The organism is Aliivibrio finisterrensis, assembly GCF_008933155.1.
GTDB lineage: Bacteria > Pseudomonadota > Gammaproteobacteria > Enterobacterales > Vibrionaceae > Aliivibrio > Aliivibrio finisterrensis.
On sequence record NZ_WBVP01000006.1, the window covers coordinates 175,914 to 192,925 of the forward strand.

12 protein-coding genes and 1 pseudogene are annotated in these 17,012 nt (G+C 38.0%); 5 read left to right on the forward strand and 8 right to left on the reverse strand.

What is annotated here, in order from left to right; all coding sequences use genetic code 11:
- Window positions 1-33 precede the first annotated feature (33 nt).
- Window positions 34-1,278, reverse strand: a complete 1,245-nt coding sequence (gene sstT, locus F8B77_RS07850; protein ID WP_151654899.1) for a serine/threonine transporter SstT — start codon at window positions 1,276-1,278, stop codon at window positions 34-36.
- A gap of 194 nt (window positions 1,279-1,472) precedes the next feature.
- Between sstT and F8B77_RS07855 the strand changes: the two genes are divergently transcribed.
- Window positions 1,473-2,414: a chemotaxis protein CheV gene (locus F8B77_RS07855; RefSeq protein ID WP_151654900.1), complete on the forward strand. Its 942-nt coding sequence runs from the start codon at window positions 1,473-1,475 to the stop codon at window positions 2,412-2,414.
- A 279-nt stretch (window positions 2,415-2,693) separates the two neighbouring features.
- Here the strand turns inward: F8B77_RS07855 and glgX are convergent, their stop codons facing one another.
- Window positions 2,694-4,649, reverse strand: a complete 1,956-nt coding sequence (gene glgX, locus F8B77_RS07860; RefSeq protein ID WP_151654901.1) for a glycogen debranching protein GlgX — start codon at window positions 4,647-4,649, stop codon at window positions 2,694-2,696.
- A 73-nt stretch (window positions 4,650-4,722) separates the two neighbouring features.
- The gene (gene malK / locus F8B77_RS07865) at window positions 4,723-5,832 is read right to left on the reverse strand and encodes a maltose/maltodextrin ABC transporter ATP-binding protein MalK (protein ID WP_151654902.1); all 1,110 of its coding nucleotides are present in this window, start codon (window positions 5,830-5,832) and stop codon (window positions 4,723-4,725) included.
- A gap of 425 nt (window positions 5,833-6,257) precedes the next feature.
- On the opposite strand from malK, the gene malE reads away from it, so the two are divergent.
- The 3 genes from malE (at window position 6,258) to malG (ending at window position 10,109) form a co-directional block, all read left to right on the forward strand.
- Window positions 6,258-7,442, forward strand: a complete 1,185-nt coding sequence (malE, locus tag F8B77_RS07870; protein WP_151654903.1) for a maltose/maltodextrin ABC transporter substrate-binding protein MalE — start codon at window positions 6,258-6,260, stop codon at window positions 7,440-7,442.
- Between the two features lie 151 nt (window positions 7,443-7,593).
- Complete coding sequence (malF, locus tag F8B77_RS07875; RefSeq protein ID WP_151654904.1) at window positions 7,594-9,138, forward strand: maltose ABC transporter permease MalF; 1,545 nt, start codon at window positions 7,594-7,596, stop codon at window positions 9,136-9,138.
- An 80-nt stretch (window positions 9,139-9,218) separates the two neighbouring features.
- Window positions 9,219-10,109: a maltose ABC transporter permease MalG gene (malG, locus tag F8B77_RS07880; RefSeq protein ID WP_130043664.1), complete on the forward strand. Its 891-nt coding sequence runs from the start codon at window positions 9,219-9,221 to the stop codon at window positions 10,107-10,109.
- A gap of 198 nt (window positions 10,110-10,307) precedes the next feature.
- Here the strand turns inward: malG and F8B77_RS07885 are convergent.
- Window positions 10,308-11,256, reverse strand: a pseudogene (locus F8B77_RS07885) (sensor domain-containing diguanylate cyclase).
- Between the two features lie 8 nt (window positions 11,257-11,264).
- Window positions 11,265-12,263, reverse strand: a complete 999-nt coding sequence (locus tag F8B77_RS07890) for a response regulator (RefSeq protein ID WP_151654905.1) — start codon at window positions 12,261-12,263, stop codon at window positions 11,265-11,267.
- A gap of 296 nt (window positions 12,264-12,559) precedes the next feature.
- Between F8B77_RS07890 and F8B77_RS07895 the strand changes: the two genes are divergently transcribed.
- Window positions 12,560-13,753: an acetate/propionate family kinase gene (locus F8B77_RS07895; RefSeq protein ID WP_167512785.1), complete on the forward strand. Its 1,194-nt coding sequence runs from the start codon at window positions 12,560-12,562 to the stop codon at window positions 13,751-13,753.
- Window positions 13,754-14,481: 728 nt separating this feature from the next.
- On the opposite strand, the gene F8B77_RS07900 is transcribed toward F8B77_RS07895, so the two are convergent.
- From F8B77_RS07900 to F8B77_RS07910, 3 genes are all read right to left on the reverse strand, one after another.
- On the reverse strand, window positions 14,482-14,655 hold the full coding sequence (locus tag F8B77_RS07900; RefSeq protein WP_244298235.1) for a DUF6538 domain-containing protein: 174 nt from the start codon (window positions 14,653-14,655) through the stop codon (window positions 14,482-14,484).
- A gap of 569 nt (window positions 14,656-15,224) precedes the next feature.
- Window positions 15,225-15,557 carry a hypothetical protein gene (locus tag F8B77_RS07905; RefSeq protein ID WP_151654907.1) on the reverse strand — a complete coding sequence of 111 codons (333 nt, stop codon included), beginning with the start codon at window positions 15,555-15,557 and terminating at the stop codon, window positions 15,225-15,227.
- Window positions 15,558-15,981: 424 nt separating this feature from the next.
- On the reverse strand, window positions 15,982-17,012 hold a 1,031-nt coding region (locus tag F8B77_RS07910; RefSeq protein ID WP_151654908.1), incomplete at its 5' end, for a HEPN domain-containing protein.

A 17,012-nucleotide genomic window follows, 5' to 3' on the forward strand; every position in this document is an offset into this window, starting at 1 on the left:
ACTTAGCGGCCATTTTTAGTCTTAATTTTAGTATTAAGAGTTTGATGTTTGTACTAGTGCTTTGTATGGGTTATCTGCTTTACGACATGCAGCTGTAGTAAAGATAACGTCTGTTGAGCTGTTTAGCGCCGTTTCAGCTGAATCTTGAACTACACCAATGATGAAGCCGATAGCAACGACTTGCATTGCAATATCATTTGAAATACCAAATAGGCTACATGCTAATGGAATAAGCAGTAATGAACCGCCAGCAACCCCTGAAGCACCACATGCAGAAACCGCAGCAACTAGGCTAAGTAGTAATGCAGTAGCCAAATCAACTTCAACACCTGCTGTATTTACCGCTGCAAGCGTTAGTACTGTAATTGTGATTGCAGCGCCTGCCATGTTAATTGTTGCACCTAGTGGGATTGATACAGAGTAAGTATCTTTGTGTAAGTTTAGACGTTCGCACAGCGCCATATTTACCGGAATATTTGCTGCAGAACTTCGTGTGAAGAATGCCGTTACACCACTTTCACGTAAGCATAAGAAAACAAGTGGGTATGGGTTACGTTTCGTACGGATAAATACGATAAGTGGATTCACAACAAGGGCAATGAATGCCATTGAACCAAGCAGTACTGCTAACAGGTGAGAATAACTCGCTAGCGCATCAAAGCCTGTGTCAGCAAATGTGCTTGATACTAAACCGAAGATACCAATCGGAGCGAAACGAATCACAACTGTTACAATGTCTGAAATACAGTTAGATAGATCAATAAAGACATTTTTGGTCGCATCAGAGGCAGAGTGTAGGCCTAAACCTAACGCGACAGCCCAGCCTAAAATACCAATGAAATTACCTGTTATTAACGCATTGATTGGGTTATCAATGATTTTAAATAGTAACGTATGAAGGACTTCAGCAATCCCTTCAGGAGCACTGTTTGTCGCTGCATCTGTAACTAGAGTAAGGGTTGTCGGAAAAATGAAGCTCATAACCACAGCGGTTAATGATGCACAAAAAGTACCTACTAAATATAAAACGATGACAGGTTTCATGTTTGAATCTTGGCCTCGTTTTTGGTTAGCGATAGAAGAGGCAACCAAAATGAAAACAAGGATAGGAGCAATTGCTTTAAGTGCGCTGACAAATAACTGACCAAACAATCCCGCAGAAGTAGCGATATCTGGGGATAAGGTAGCGAGTGCAACACCTGCAATAATACCAATAAGTATTTGAATAATGATGTTTGTATTCATCATACGAACGAGTAGGGGTTGGGCTTGCGACATATAAAATTCCTTTAAATGAGTACTACATGCATCTTATCTGATGCTTATGCGAAGAATGGTAACATTATTGTCTATTTTTTTGCACTAACTTGTTAAAGACTTCTCGAAAAATGCCGATAATATAGAGAATTAATGAGTTATCAAACCAATAGTTGACTATATTATCAACGAAAATAATAAAATGAGCGATATATATGAGTGGAATGTTAAATAGTGTTGACCAACGTACTCAACTTGTAGGTGAAAATCGGTTGGAATTGTTGCTTTTTAAGCTTAATACAACTCAAATTTTTGCTATCAATGTATTTAAAGTTAAAGAAATTCTGAAAGTACCAAAGTTAACGAAGCTTCCAGGGTCTCATTACCATATTTCAGGTGTTGCGAGTTTACGTGGTGAATCAGTACCAGTGATTGACTTGCGTGGTGCTATTAGTATGAAACCAATGGCTAATGATGAAGAAACAACACTGATCATCACTGAATATAATCGTACAACTCAAGGCTTTTTGGTTGGTCAAGTTCTAAATATTATTAATACAACATGGGCAGACATACAGCCGCCACCGAAAACGGTTGGACGCCATAACTATCTTACAGCAATCACTCAAGTTGAAGTTGAGCCTGAAAATACTCGCATTGTAGAGATCATTGATGTTGAAAAAGTGCTGGCTGAAATTATTGAATATGATATTTCTATTTCAGAAGGTGTATTAGATCAAGAGCTAGTAAATCATATGCATGGGCGTAGAGTGCTGATTGTTGATGATTCAAGCACAGCTCGTACACAGGTGCGAAATACACTAGAGCAACTTGGTGTAGAAGTGATAGAAAAAAGTGATGGAAGACAAGCTCTTAATTTATTAAAACAATGGTGTGATGAAGGTAAGAACATTAATGATGAAATATTATTGATGATCACCGATGCTGAGATGCCAGAAATGGACGGTTATCGTTTAACTCATGAAATACGTACTGATCCTAGAATGAAAGATTTATTTATTACTTTAAATACATCACTAAGCGGAAGCTTTAATGATGCGATGGTAGCAAAAGTAGGTTGTGACCGATTTATATCTAAATTTCAGCCCGACTTGATTGTTGGAGTCGTTCAAGAGCGTTTAGCTCAAATTATATAAAGTGTGCCATGTTGCTTTTATATTGTGACAATAATGTATTATTTTGGTAAGATTCTAACAGTTCCATGACATTGGGGCGACTAGAACAAGACACTTTGTCTTTTTACACATCAATTTAAGGTATATTGTTCGTATATGATCTGGATGACATCCAAGTTAGTAATGACGCTGATGGTTATAGCGTATAGAACATATCACAAGGAACGTGTAAAATCTGAAGCTAAGCTTGATGATTAGCTTAGTGGATGAATTAAAAAGGAGGCTGATTAGCCTCCTTTTTTATTCTGCATTAAATATAGCGATAGATAGTGCTGAAAGGCTGTAATCAAAGGTCACATGTTTTGATTCGATTGTGGAGTATTGGGTATTACAGACCAAAGCCCAGCGATTATAATGCTGAGATTTAGGCAACTCAAAACGAGTCGGTACATTGGACTGATTTATCATTATTAATAACTCTTTTTCACCATCATAAATGTTGAGGTGAAGACACAGTGCTTCGGCGCGGTGCCAATCACCATGCGCCATGTTATTTCCTTCAGGTGTATACCAATTTACTTTTTGCTTTGTTCGTTTACTGCCACTAAAGGCGTTAATCATGGGTACCATATGAGTTTGTCGTGCTTGGATTATATCGGCAAGCCAAACTTTAAATTCATCAGCATGCTTATCAAGCTTCCAATTTACCCAGCTAATATCACTGTCTTGGCAGTAAGCATTATTATTGCCTTTTTGAGTGTGCGAGCAAGCATCGGCAGCAAGAAGGTGAGGAATACCAAAACTAAATAATAATGTTGTTATCATATTGCGCTTTTGTTTCTCACGTAACGCAATAATCCTTGGGTTCGTTGTCTCTCCCTCGACGCCATAATTATCTGAACGGTTATCTCCATGACCATCTCGGTTATCTTCACCATTAGCATGATTATGACGTTCTTTATAGCTTACGAGGTCTTGAAGCGTAAACCCGTCATGATAACTAACATAATTTACCGGTAATTTGTGCGGCCATCGAGAAGCACTGACAAGATCACGAGAACCCATAATACGAGTAGCAATGGATTTTAGATAATTTTGCTCGCCGCGCCAAAAGCTCTTAGTCGTGTCACGAAATTTATCGCTACATTCACTCCAACCATCAGGAAACTCTCCGACTTGATAGCCATTCGGACCAATATCCCAAGGTTCGGCAATCAACTTTATTTTTTGAAGGGTAGGATCCTGAGCAACCGCTTTAAAAAAAGCATTGTTAGGGCTAAATTGGTCATATACTCGACCTAGTGTTGCAGCTAAGTCAAAACGAAATCCATCAATATGGTATTGCTCAACCCAATATCTTAAAGTATCCATGACTAAGTTGAGAGTTGGTTGATGAGTAATATCTAACGTATTTCCACAACCGGTATAATTAGTGTAATTACCATGGTGATGTAAATAATAATCTTGGTCTAAGCCTTTTAGATTAAAGGTGACTCCGCCATCTCCACCTTCAGCAGTATGGTTATATACCACGTCGAGAATGACTTCGATATTGTTTTTATGAAGTTCTCTGATGGCTGTTTTTAATTCTGTGACAGCATCATTACGCGCATAGCGTGGGTCGGGTGCCATAAATGAAATGGGGTTATAGCCCCAGTAGTTCACCATGTTCATTTCAAGTAAATGAGGCTCATGCATACAAGCAGCAACAGGAAGTAACTGAACACTTGTAATACCTTGGTGTTTTAAGTGTGCGATGTTGGCAGGATCAGCCAACCCAAGGTAAGTTCCTCTTACTTTTTCATCTACTTTCGAATTTAATAGAGTAAACCCTTTTACGTGAGTTTCCAATAAAATGGTTTCGGAGCGAGGGACCTTTGGTCTTGATGTATCTTGCCAATCAAAAGAATCATCAACGACAAGAGATTGCGCTAAAGTCCAGCTTTGTTCCGCTGTATAAGGAACATTATAATGAGGGGTATGTTTTAAGGCTTTACTGTATGGATCAAGTAAAAGTAGCTCTTCCTTCCCTTGAATTATTTTAAAACCATAAGCGGTGTCTTTAGTGATATTGTCAATGAAGGTATATTTAATTGAGCCATATTCTTCAGTGAATGGATGTTCTTTATGGGTCCCATCTTCATTAAATATAATTAATGAGAGAGGAAATGAAGACGAATGATGGACTGAAAAATTACATCCACCGGGAGTTAATGTCGCCCCTAGAGGGTACGGGAAAGCATGATGTGTGTTCACAATATTCCTCTTACTGAATAAACAACAAAAGCCCAATTCATTGTTGGGCTTTTTTATAAATGAGTAATGTCAGTTAAGCGCCGGCTTCTTTATAGAGCCTTTGGCATGCTTTTCCATCACCATGGAATAAATGGCAACGGTGTGCGGGTATTCCCACAGAGAAAGCGTCACCAGCCTCAATTAATGCAGTATCAGGGACACGGTATATCATATCGGCATCGGCATCTTCAATGGTTAAATAAATTTGTGTTTCATATCCCAATTTTTCAACAACAAGCACTTCGCCTTTAATTACGGTATCTCCATTTTCGGCAGAGACTAAGTGTTCAGGGCGTATGCCTAGTGACATTCTTTCTCCACGAGTGACGTGCGTACCATCAACCGGGATCCACAGTGTAGAGCCATTTTTAAATTGAACTTTAACTTGATTCTTTTCTACATCTTCAATAAAGACGCTAATAAAATTCATTTTTGGAGAGCCAATAAAGCCAGCAACAAAACGATTTTTTGGGTAATGATATAGCTCTAATGGTGCACCTACTTGAGAAACGTATCCGCCATCAAGTACCACGATTTTCTCTGCCATAGTCATCGCTTCTACTTGGTCATGAGTCACGTAGATCATGGTACAGCCAAGTTTCTTATGCAGTTTGGCAATTTCGATACGCATTTGAACACGTAATGCGGCGTCTAGGTTTGATAAGGGTTCATCAAGAAGAAAAACGTTTGGTTGAGATACCAAAGTACGGCCAATAGCCACACGTTGACGTTGACCGCCAGAAAGTGCTTTTGGTTGACGCTCTAGTAAGTGACCAAGTTGCAGGATATCAGCCGCGTGATCGACGCGCTTTTTGATCTCGGCTTTGTCGGCCTTTGCTAATTTGAGACCAAACGACATGTTATCAAATAAGTTCAAATGTGGATAAAGCGCGTAAGATTGGAATACCATCCCAACCCCACGTTTAGAAGGTTCGACATCATTCATTCGCTTATCACCCATGTATAAGTCACCAGAAGTAATGTCTTCTAAACCCGCAATACAGCGTAATAAGGTGGATTTACCACAGCCTGATGGGCCAACAAAAACAACAAATTCACCAGAGTTGATTTCTAAATCTACATTTTTTGAGATTTTAACGTCGCCATAGGATTTGCAAACGTTGCGTAAAGTGACACTCGTCATTGTGTCTATCCTCGTCTAATTTTAAATTATTTTATATCAACGATGCACTAAGTTGATATTAGCTATTTGCTTTATGGTGTCATTCTTAAGCAAAAGAGCGAAAACGTCATCCTCCTCCTTCCTATTTTTTTTGGGGGAGTAGGGGGGAGGAGTACGTACGTCACATTTTTAATAAATATTGATGGAGTTCAAAGTTTATTTAAAATTCAATGTGAGGTGGGTCGCATTTGAGTGACGTTCTGTGATGTGGCGCAATATCCATTGAGTTTGAGATCACGCTTTTACGTCATAAGGAAAAAGGCGTAGAGAGTAGGATGATGAATTCAAAGTGAGAATTTATGAAAATACATCCTGAAAATTGAATCATCACCTGCTTTTACCTAAACCCTACCGATGATTCATTAATTATAAAGGAAGGATTCACAATGAAAAAAGTCCTCAGTACTGTCGCACTATGCACAATGGCAGCTCTTGGTTCAATTAACGCTTCTGCTGCAATCGAAGAAGGTCAACTTACTATTTGGGTGACTGGTGATAAGTCTTATGAAGGTATGGCTGAAGTAGGTAAACGATTTGAAGAAGATACCGGTATTAAAGTAACGGTTGCTTTTCCTGATAAAGCAGAAGAGAAGTTTGCTCAAGTCGCTGCGGCAGGTGATGGTCCAGATATGATTTTCTATGCACACGACCGTTTTGGTGGTTTTGCTGAGGCTGGACTGTTAGCAGAAATCAAACCATCTGAAGAGCTGAAATCTGAAATCGTAGATTTTGCTTGGGACGCGGTAGAGTATAAAGGAAAAACAATAGCATACCCAATCGCGATAGAGTCGGTTTCATTAATTTATAATAAAGCAATCATCAAAACGCCACCAAAAAATTGGGAAGATATTCCAGCATTAGATAAAGAGCTAATGACTAAAAATCAAAAAGCAATCATGTGGCCTTTACGTGGAGGCGCTTACTTTACATGGCCTCTACTTGCTGCAGATGGTGGATATGCCTTTAAGAAAACGGCGGATGGTTATGATATAAAAAACGCAGGTGTGAACCAAAAAGGCGTTCAAGATGCAATGAGTTTTATTGAGAGTATGGTAAAAGAGAAAACCATTTCTGCAGATATGGATTACTCCGTTGCCGAATCTGAATTTGTAAAAGGCAATGTTGCAATGATGATTAACGGTCCTTGGGGCTGGGCCAACATTGAAAAAGCAGGCATCGACTACGGCGTAACTACGCTACCTAAATTCCACGGTCAAGCATCTAAGCCATTTGTTGGGGTTTGGGTTGGTGGTATCAGTGCCGTTTCTCCAAACAAAGATCTTGCTGTTGAATTTTTTGAAAGTTACTTATTGACAGATGAAGGTTTAAAAAGTCTGAATGATGATAAGCCACTAGGCGCAGTAGCCTTAAATTCATACCAAGCACAATTAGGTAATGACTCTCGTATCGCAGCGACAATGGACAATGCAATGAATGGTGAAATTATGCCAAATATTCCGCAGTTCACGACATTCTGGTACAGCATGGAAGAAGCTCTGGGGAATGTGGTCGATAGGCGTCAAATGATCAATGATGCATTAGCAGCAGCAGAACAACGCATGACTAAGTAAGTCGAAATATTACAGAGGGAGAGTTGGGGTTTCCATTTCTTCCTCTTTAAATATTATTATCAAATTATCCTCTATATACCCATCGTAGTAAGTTTGTTATCGCTATTAATTGACTTACTAGGTTGGTATTTTTTAAAAGGTCTTGGAGCTTATGACAACAGCAGTCGCTTCGCATTCAAATTATAAATCATTGGCAAAATGGGGACTTTTATCCGCTATTGCAGCGATAAATGGTTATGTTTGCGTACTTATGTATTCTCGTGGTGAAACTGCATTTGCAATGTTAACGCTTGTATTAACATCGTTAGCTGTTTATGTGTTTGGTAGTAAAAAAACTTATGCACATCGATATACCTTCCCAGGTATTGCGGGCATGATTTTATTCATTATTTTCCCATTGGTTTATACCGTAGGGTTGGCATTTACCAATTACAGTGCAACGAACCAAGTTACCTTAGAGCGTGCTCAAGCAGTTCATCTATCAAAGACGTATCAAAGTGGTAAGAGCTATAAGTTTCAATTAATGAATCAAGGAGATGGTTACGCGTTAACGATTAAAGATTCAGGTCAACTGTTAGCGACAGAGACTTTTCAGATTTCAGAGGCGGTTGAGCGTCATTTAGATCTGAAGCCTGTAGAAACAGTGAAAGGAAAAAAAGCTAAGATCAAAGAGATCATTGCTAAGCGCCCAAGCTTAAATTTAATTACCTTGTCTATGCCATCTGGTGAAGAAATTAAGATGAGTGGGTTACGTAAGTTTGCTGCGGTTGGACCACTGTTTGTATTACAAGATGATGGTGAAACGTTATACAACAAAAAAACAGAAACCTACTTCAAAGCAAACCATGAAACAGGGTTTTATCAAGAAGTAAATGATAAGGATGCTTTTGTTGGTGATCCTGTCTCTCCTGGTTTTGTTGTTAATGTTGGCGCGGCGAACTTTGAGCGTATCTGGAAAGATGACGGTATTAAAGAACCATTTATTAGCATCTTCATTTGGACGGTGATCTTTGCTACTTGTACCGTTGTTTTCACTTTAGCAATAGGTTTGGTTCTTGCTGCGGTAGTGCAATGGGAAGAGTTAAGAGGCCGTGCAGTTTATCGTTTATTGCTTATTCTTCCTTATGCGGTTCCTGCGTTTATCTCTATTTTGATTTTTCGTGGTCTGTTTAACCAAAGCTTCGGTGAAATAAATATGTTACTTGATAGCATGTTTGGTATTCAGCCTAATTGGTTCTCTGACCCATTTACTGCCAAAACAATGGTATTAATTGTGAATACATGGCTTGGTTTCCCTTACATGATGATTCTATGTATGGGGTTATTGAAATCGATTCCAGAAGATCTTTATGAAGCATCAGCGATTGATGGTGCAGGGCCAATTCAAAACTTCTTCAAAATCACAGTACCAATGATGGTTAAACCATTAACCCCATTATTGATTGCTGCATTTGCTTTTAACTTTAATAACTTTGTAATGATTGCGTTATTGACTAAAGGTGGGCCAAACATGATTGGAACGACTGAACCTGCGGGTTATACCGACTTACTAGTAAGTTATACGTATCGAATCGCATTTGAGGGCAGTGGTGGCCAAGACTTCGGTTTAGCAAGTGCAATTGCAACACTTATTTTCTTATTGGTTGGTGGCTTAGCGTTACTGAACCTACGTTTTACCAAATTATCAAATAACTAAACTAATAATAGTTAAGTCGCTATTTATAACGAAAATTGTATTTAGCTACTTGCAGACTAAATAAATAAGGATTCATTGATATGGCAATGGTTCAAGGAAAAAACTTAAAGTACCGCGTTTGGGCAACTCATGTAGCAATGTGGGTATTTTTAGCAATGATCATATTCCCACTGCTAATGGTTATTACGATTTCATTCCGTGAAGGTAACTTTGCTACAGGTAGCATTATTCCTGAAAACCCATCATTAGAGCACTGGAAATTGGCTCTGGGGATTGCAGTAGAGCACGCAGATGGCTCAACGACACAACCTCCATTCCCTGTTCTTACTTGGTTGTGGAATTCTGTAAAAATAGCAGCCATCAGCTCTATACTGATTGTTGCATTATCGACAACAAGTGCTTATGCGTTTGCAAGATTGCGTTTTAAAGGTAAAGAAACCATCCTTAAAGGTATGATGATTTTCCAAATGTTCCCTGCAGTTTTAGCGCTTGTGGCACTGTATGCTCTGTTTGATAAGTTAGGCCAATACATTCCATTCTTAGGCTTGAATACACATGGTGGTTTGATATTCGCTTATTTAGGAGGGATAGCCTTACACGTTTGGACGATTAAAGGCTATTTTGAAACCATTGATAATTCATTAGAAGAAGCGGCAGCATTAGATGGCGCAACACCATGGCAGGCATTTCGTTTAGTATTGTTACCATTATCGGTGCCAATTCTAGCCGTTGTGTTTATTTTGTCTTTTATTGGGGTAATTACTGAGGTTCCGGTAGCATCTTTACTACTTTCTGATGTAAACTCGTACACATTAGCAGTTGGTATGCAACAATATTTATACCCTCAGAACTACTTATGGGGTGATTTTGCGGCCGCTGCCGTATTATCAGCATTACCTATTACATTGGTTTTCTTACTTGCTCAGAAATTCCTTGTGGGTGGTTTGACAGCCGGTGGTGTAAAAGGATAACGATAATTATACGGACCCGACACATTTTGGGCAGGGTTCATTTGCGTAAAGAGCTTTATGATGGTTTGGTCGCCGATCGGTAAAGTGTTCAACGCAGTATTGGCATTACGCATAGCTGGGTAAGTGTTGCAGGATGCGACATTACTTCTTGTAATCAGGGCCTGAGTATTATCACTCAGGCTTTTTTCTGTCTATGAATTACTTAATGGCAAGATGGTAGATAGTTGATTGATTTCGTCCATGTTCTTTTGAATAATAGAGTGCTTTATCCGCCATTTCTAACCAAGTTAAATAATCATCATTATCTGAAGATAGCTCACAGATACCTACGCTTATGTTGTAGTTTATTATGACGTTATCGGATTCAACCTGCGCTTTTTCTACGCGTTTTCGTAATCGTTCTGAAAAATATAGTGCTTGCTCAGCGTTGGTCCCTGGAAGGATAACAGTAAACTCTTCGCCACCGTAACGACCACAGATATCTGTATTTCTAGAGGTTTTCCGTAATAACTCAGCCGCATTGCGAATAACGACATCACCAATTGCATGGCCATAAGTATCATTTACTCTTTTAAAATGGTCGATATCAAAAATGACAACAGAAGCCGTCGTTCCCGATATTGTGGCTTGCTCAAATTCTCTTTTTAGACAGGACTCCCAATAAGAACGATTAAACAGTTTCGTTAAACCGTCCGTTTTACTTAGATTCGATAGTTGTTGATTTGACTCTTGTAAATGGAGCTTATTTTTTGCGATATGAGTAACGTCATTAATGACCAAACTAATGTGAGAAACTTGACCATTTAAAGAGGTAAGCGGTGAAAAAGTAATGTTTTGACGCATTTCAGTCAAGCCATTAGAGAACGGAGTAAAGTTCTTAAACTTAAATAAGTAAGGCCTATCCTCCCAGCATGAAAATCCACGAGAGTTTAAGGTAAAAGAATCGTCAACTTTCTTTCGTAACCACGTTTCTGGTAATTCAGGAACAACATCAAAAATAACTTTGCCAAGGATCATATCTGAGGTGATGCCACTGTAAGATTGCATGAAGCCATTCCACGCACATACATTGAAAATGTTTGTCTAACACAATTAAGCCAGCATCGAGATCATCAATAACTTGCATTGCCCAATGAAAGTCACTCATATCTGAGGTTATAATAATATACTCTCCAAAATAGACTTGATTGCAGTTAAAGAGTCGTTATCCATTAAAAAAATCACATCGCACTTTAAATCGATAGTTTCTGCAGAGTAGACAAATTCGATAGTGAAGATGTCACTCTCGTACTCTTTAAGAAAAGAGGGAGTGTGTTTTAATGCGACTTTTAATTGCTCTGTTTCTAATACAATAGGCTGACGTAATGAAATGTTGATATCTAACTGTTTATTGAATGAAGAAAGAAAAGAGGAAACTAGAAGGTTAGAGATATCTAAAATAGCTTCATGGGTTGTTATTTGTTCTTCTCCATTATCAACGCTTAACAATTCGGATAATTCGTTACCGTGCAAACAGACGAGAGCCTCACCATTAATGCCATTACCTACAAAACGTTGGGAAATAGCTCGGTATTCAGAGTTATTAACAATATCTTGTAATGTTATTTGCAATTCTGAATGATGCAAAGAGGCAACATTTGGTAGTGGCATATCGATAAAGCGATCAAATTGTTCTGAGATAAGAGCGGCACTGGTACCTAAAGCCACATTGCTAATTTCTCTAATATTAGCAATAACCTCTGAAAAAGTAAGGCTACGATTACGATTATGGTTATGTATTGCGATTTTAGAGCTTGTAGGAATATTATAACGATGAAGCAATTTTGCTATTTCTTCAGGTTTAAAGGGCTTTTCGATAAATTCATTTGCACCAAGTTCATAACAGCGCTGCTTTGCTTTTTCCTGGATATCTCCTGAAATAACAATTATTTGAGTTGATTTTGCGTTGTTCGGGAACTGCTCAAGAACCTCAAACCCATCCAATACTGGCATGGTCAAATCAAGAAAGAGTACATCAATCGAATGATCTTTTAATATAGCTAAACCTTGAGCACCATCTTCAGCGTAGTGAAGCGTAATCTCAGAGGCAAGTTCTATATGGTTTGAGAGCATTTTACGTGCGATGGCAGAATCATCGCAGATTAATATATTCATACTAAATTAGTCAAAATTTGAACGGTATGTCATTCTTCTTTTTATCAGAGCCTAAATCAATGATTTCATGTTAAATTTTCGTTATAACAGGATCTCCTTAACACTTTTCATTATTGAGATTGAGGGCAGATAACAGCCTATATTTGCTAATGTTGATCTAGAATAAGGAATTGATAAATAAAATATGAATAAACAAAAACAAAAGTTGAATAATTAAAAAAAAGTTGAATAATAGAAGGGTAACAAAAGGCACAGATCTATGTGCAACCTACAGATGTATAATAAAGAGAATAATGATGAACAACGAATACGTATTAGTTATCAATTCAGGCAGCTCTTCACTAAAGTTTGCTGTTATCGATTCTGCTTCTGGTGATGCAGTATTAAGTGGCCTTGGTGAGTGCTTTGGTCTGGAAGATGCTCGTATGAGCTGGAAGTATCAAGGACAGAAAACTGAAATCGCCATTGAAGGCGAAGAGAACCACCATAAAATTGCAATTGGCAAATTAGTAGGGCTGACTGAAGAGTTAGGCTTTACTGATGGTATTGTTGCAATTGGTCATCGTATCGTTCACGGTGGTGAAAAATTCACACAAACAGTTCGCATTTCTGAAGAAGTAACTCAAGAGATTGAGAGCCTATCAGATCTTGCTCCATTACATAACCCAGCAGGTGCTATTGGTATCCGTGCTGCTGTTGAAGCCTTCCCTTCTCTTCCTCAATTTGCGGTATTTGACACAGCGTTCCACCAAACTATGCCAAAGCGTGCATACACAGGTGCTATTGCTAAAGAGTTATATACTGATTTTGGTGTTCGTCGCTACGGTTTCCACGGTACAAGCCACTATTTCGTAAGTCGTGAAGCTGCGAAAATGATTAACAAGCCAATCGAAGAATCGAGCTTTATCTCTGTTCACCTAGGTAATGGCGCATCGGTTTGTGCAATTAAAGACGGTAACAGTGTTGATACGTCAATGGGCTTTACCCCGCTTTCTGGCTTAATGATGGGTACACGTTGTGGTGACTTAGATCCAGGAATCATTGAGTACCTACTTAAGAAAGGTTGGTCACAAGAGCAAGTGTTTAACTCTCTAAACAAAGAGTCTGGTTTCCTAGGTGTGTCTGGTCTAACAAGTGATGCTCGCGGTATCCTTGAAGCAATGGAAGAGGGACACGAAGGTGCGACATTAGCATTCCAAGTATTCACTTACCGTGTAGCTAAGTACGTGGCTTCTTACCTAGCAGCATTAGATTCTCTAGATGGCATCATCTTCACTGGTGGTATCGGTGAGAATTCATTACCAATCCGTCGTGAAATCTTAAGCAACCTTAGAATTCTAGGGTTTGTTGAAGATGTTTCTGGTAACGAAAGTGCACGTTTTGGCGCTGATGGTATTATCGCTAAATCAGAAATTCTGAACGCTGTTGCTATGGTTATCCCAACCAATGAAGAATTTGTAATTGCTCAACAGTCTGTTGAACTGCTGTAAATTATAATAAAAACATAGATTTAAAAGCGAGCTATAATGGCTCGCTTTTTTTGTTTCTTGGGTTTGTGATTGCATATACATACCAAGAAAATAATTGCTGATAATTAATGTTAACGTGTGCACCCTATTGATATTTTTCGATAACTTCTATCTAATCTTATAAATTTAAAGATACAAGTCACTCATCAATAGGACGATTTGGATATGGGTTGAAAGGGATATCGACTGTTGCTCAATCAGGGGTGTTTTTTGGGCAGTTTCTTGCAAATGCCTCAAGCCGTGTTGGACTTACTAGTATCAGTGCGATTATAGCTCCTTGGATGCTGACCACATTGAGGTTAGTTCAATTCTCTTTCTTGTCGCAATTATAATTATCAATGCCTTTAAGCGTACCGAACTAGAGCAGGCGGCTATTACAATCCCACATGGAGAAATGTACAAAATATTGGGAAGCTGTTGATGAATTGATCCGATTAGAGCTGATTAGAGCTGATTATTCATAAGCCTCAAGTGAGAATATACCTATTTTCTAATTCTCCCACTAAAGCAATGTGTGCGTCCGCTGTGGGACAACAATGGCAATTAGAGATATCTTTGCCTATGTACACAATAGGTAAATCCATTGCTTTACAAGTTACGCGTACACCAAGGTAAAATAAATATAGGTATGTGTCTTCCCTGCCCAAATCAGAGTTGGTAGTAAATGAACAAAATAGCGCAATGGCTTTCTAGAACAATGCATGAAGTAATTGAATTTGCTCAACATTACGACGATAAGCGGTTTTACGCTCAAGAGTCAGTAGGGAGAATTTTAGCTCGTTAGGATAACCACTTTCACGGAGTGAAACTGGAGTGGCGAGACGAGTATAGTACACGCTATTTGGGAGTCTTAATAAGTGCATCTGTGCCACCTTTCTGTGCAAGGTGATTTTCGATAGTACAGATACAAAAAAACCGCTTTAAAAAACAGCGGTTTAATCTTTTAATTTGGTGGAGGGATAGGGATTTGAATGCTACACCTATCAATCAAAAGTGCTGTAATTACAATGAGTTATCTATTTTTATCAAAAATCAATTTAACCGTATGTCTGGTACATATTAATAGCGATAAAATGGTTCACCGTCAAGGAAATCTGATTATTTATCTGATGTTTGCGGGTTTATGGGTAAATTAAGGGAAATGCAGATTGTTTGTATTATATGTTTGGGAAACCATCAGTCAATGTTCAGTAAGTTAGTTTGTTAGTAATGTTTGTTCGGAACAAACATTACTAACAAACGTTTTCTATCAACTTATTTTTGTTAACAATAGGTTGATGTAAATGATTAGAATTGAAATAGGTGTTGTTGACTAAAAAACTCACCATTAGTGCTATCGAAATTATAGTGGTATCTGGTGATTAATCGCAGCAGGGAACACTACAATCGTAGAAATGGTTACTACAGATATATGTGGTAACCATTTTTAATGTTAGCACTTGCCAGCAGCTTTAAGCAGGGCATTACATTGTGACGTTGCTGGCATAGCCTTACCATCTGTTGCTGAACAAATAGCATCACTTGTGATAATAACACCACCAGTATAATAACATTGGAATACACGTCGATTAAAAGTAGCATTGAATGTTACTTTCATTATATCAGCTCCGCGATTAGTGATTTTTATTTTCTCAGGTGTAGTCCCTAATGCAAAGGCCGCCTTTTTCTGAAGCTCTTTATCTACTTTAATATTGTTATCAATAATACTACAACCACTCATTGATAAACTAATAAGTGCAATAAGTGTAACTAGATTCTTTTTCATAAATATCCTATTTTAGAATTGTTAGCAAAGGTCTTTTTTAATAATGTAGTTATATGAAGTAAGCCGATGCTTAGTTTTATTTATGTGTACTGTAAGTTTGTCTAGCTACCAATTCAAGATACGGAAAATAGAAAAAAAACCGTAAATTATTTATTTTCTTTTTAAGAAAGGTCGGTTGAGTGTCAGTAGACGATTATGCACAAAATAGTTGAAAAAAAGACAGGATCACTGCTGTAAGTTTGTTAGTAACAAACATTACTAACGAATCGATACCAAGTGAATCTAACTCATTTTTGGACAGAAACGCGTTACGAAGTTATGGAAGTCAGATAATTTCAGGTACGTCAAATTATATAGTTCACCTATCAATTGCTGACCTGCTTTAGTCACCCTCCACACCATACGTTAAAGACTAGGGTAATTTTTAATAATTGTGATTTTGAATATAGTGATGCCCATCTAGCCTGTAAACAACCTTAGATCCTAATTCTGGATGGCTACCAATTTTTTCAAGCAACGCTAAATAGAGAAGAACGTTAATGAAAGATGTGTATTTTTCTAATTCTCTATCATCAATGGTGTAAGCATTAGCATGGGTAATGTTATTCCTTAGATTAACAATATTTTGAACATCCTTATCTGTAACTGCTATTGATATCCTAATTTCAGCTGGTAATTTTTTGAGGAAGTCTTCTATACACTTGGTAGTGTTATACTTCATAGTGTTTAGTCTACCAATTCGAGAAATTAACTTTTTGATATCCCTACTTGTGCCTCTGCCTTTCAATTTTTCCAGAATACATGCTTTAGATTCTTTCAAAAAAGCCTCTAAAGATTCAGGTTCTACATACGTACTAGATTTAGTTGTTAGGCTCTCTAACAATCGAAAAAATCCTAAAAACTTCTCCTCATCAGATTTCATTCTTTGATATCTAAGGTACCTAGTAAAGATGATTCTCTCTTTTTCTTCTAGAAGGTAGTAATTACTAAACGCCTCCAACGGAAACTTAGGAAGACCTTGATCATTAAATCTCAAGTTCAACCCAAGGGGGAATACAGGATAGTCACGATCATGAGTTCGGTTAATCGTTGGGAAGTAAACACTTGCATTAGATGAAAATGTCCGACTTCCAGATGTTATGGTAATTTCATTTACTTTAAAGTCTGAGCCAATGAGCAAAGTCATTAAGTGATAAAACTTCATATACTCAAAATGCAAATCGCTCATCAATACTGATGAATCGAATTGGATACTAAGCTTAGGTGGAAAGTTCAACCCTGAACTAAACTCGTACACATTATGATGGGATTGGAAATGATAAAATAACCTAAGTTGTCCATAGCCTTTCAGTATTTGATTAAACTCTAGGGAATCAGATCCTGGGTTAAGGGTACGAGTTTGAAATTTTTCAACAAGCTCTTGCTGTAGCTCTGTATAACCGATCCATTTTTTAG